The following is a 1,540-nucleotide window of genomic DNA, read 5'->3' as shown; positions in this document are numbered from 1 at the left end:
TGTACCGACCCCTAAAAGTTAGACCAAAAAATCTAACGATTGGAGGTCGGTATTTTTATGTCTAAATATAGTTATGAATTTAAAAAGAAAGTTGTAAATGCTTATCTGAATGGAGAAGGCGGTTATAAATATCTCGCCGAGCAATACGGCGTTCCTTCTCATAGTAAAGTTAAGTTATGGGTGGATAATTATAAGTCTTTTGGAGATGATGGGTTAAAACGTTCACGTCAACAAGTAAAATATTCTTTCGAAAAGAAACTTTTTGTTGTAGAGTTATATTTATCAAGTGAAATCTCATATCAAGATTTAGCTCTGCAAGAAGGAATTACTAACCCGTCTATGATAGTTGATTGGGTTAATCGCTTTCGAGCAGCTGGACCTGATGCGTTGAGGCCACGTAAGAAAGGTCGAAAGAAAATATTGGATAAACCAGATAACAATACACAAAACAAACCACTTGTAGAATCTCCTGTTGATACAAGTGTAGAACATGTAAAGGAACTAGAGGATGAACTTCTTAAGTTAAGGATAGAGAATGCCTTTTTAAAAGAACTGAGGAGACTGCGTTTAGAGGACGAAGCAAAAATGAGAGAACGGCGCGAATCATCAGCAGCCTCCGAAGACAGTTCAAACTAAAATATCTTCTCTCATATACAGGAATGCCTAAAGCAACATATATGTATTGGCAAAAAAGATTTGATAGAGAAAATCCTGATAAGGAAATCGAAGAAAAAATCCTTGAAATTAGAGAACTTCACAAGGATTACGGATATCGTCGTATGCTAGGAGAACTTCGCAATCAGGGATATGTTATCAATAAAAAGAAAGTTCAGCGAATCATGCAAAAACTCGGATTACAGGTAACCTCATTTACACGCAGGAGTAGGAAATATAGTTCATACAAAGGAAAAGTTGGAACTGTTGCGCCTAATAGAATTCGCAGACGCTTTAACACACATATACCTCATCAGAAGATCACCACAGATACAACAGAGTTTAAATACTATGAAGTTGATGTTAAAGGACATATGACTATGCACAAACTTTATCTGGATACATTTATGGATATGTGTAATGGAGAGATACTAAGCTTTGGTATTGATAAACGCCCGTCTACCAAGAATGTAATGGATGCTCTAGAAAAAGCAATAGAAGTAACATCTGATTGTCCCTATCGAAGAACCTTCCATTCGGATCAAGGATGGGCATATCAAATGAAAGCATACTCATATCGCCTTAAAGGAGAACGAATATTTCAGAGTATGTCTAGAAAGGGAAATTGTCACGATAATTCAGTGATGGAAAATTTCTTCGGACTATTAAAACAAGAAATCTATTATGGTGTAGTTTATTATAGCTATGAAGAATTGAAATCGGAAATAGAACGATATATAAAGTATTATAACGAACAACGAATAAAAGAAAAACTAGGATGGATGAGTCCTGTGCAATACAGGCTTAGCCTCTTGGCTGCATAAAAACAGCGTAGCAGCCAATAAAACTGCTACGCTTAAAAGTCTAACTTTTTGGGGTCACATCA

1 protein-coding gene is annotated in these 1,540 nt (G+C 35.9%); it reads left to right on the top strand.

What is annotated here, in order from left to right:
• The first annotated feature begins 57 nt into the window (after window positions 1-57).
• Window positions 58-1,478 (top strand): IS3 family transposase gene (locus tag DWW33_RS15495; RefSeq protein ID WP_243088700.1). Its coding sequence is split into 2 segments (ribosomal slippage): window positions 58-544 and window positions 544-1,478, totalling 1,422 coding nucleotides; the frame shifts between segments, so codons are not numbered across the junction.
• Window positions 1,479-1,540 lie beyond the last annotated feature (62 nt).

The sequence above is a fragment of the Roseburia sp. AF15-21 genome, from assembly GCF_003479505.1.
Taxonomy (GTDB): domain Bacteria; phylum Bacillota; class Clostridia; order Lachnospirales; family Lachnospiraceae; genus Roseburia_C; species Roseburia_C amylophila.
Note: the sequence above shows the minus strand (reverse complement) of the source record. Positions and strands in the feature narration are given on the sequence as shown.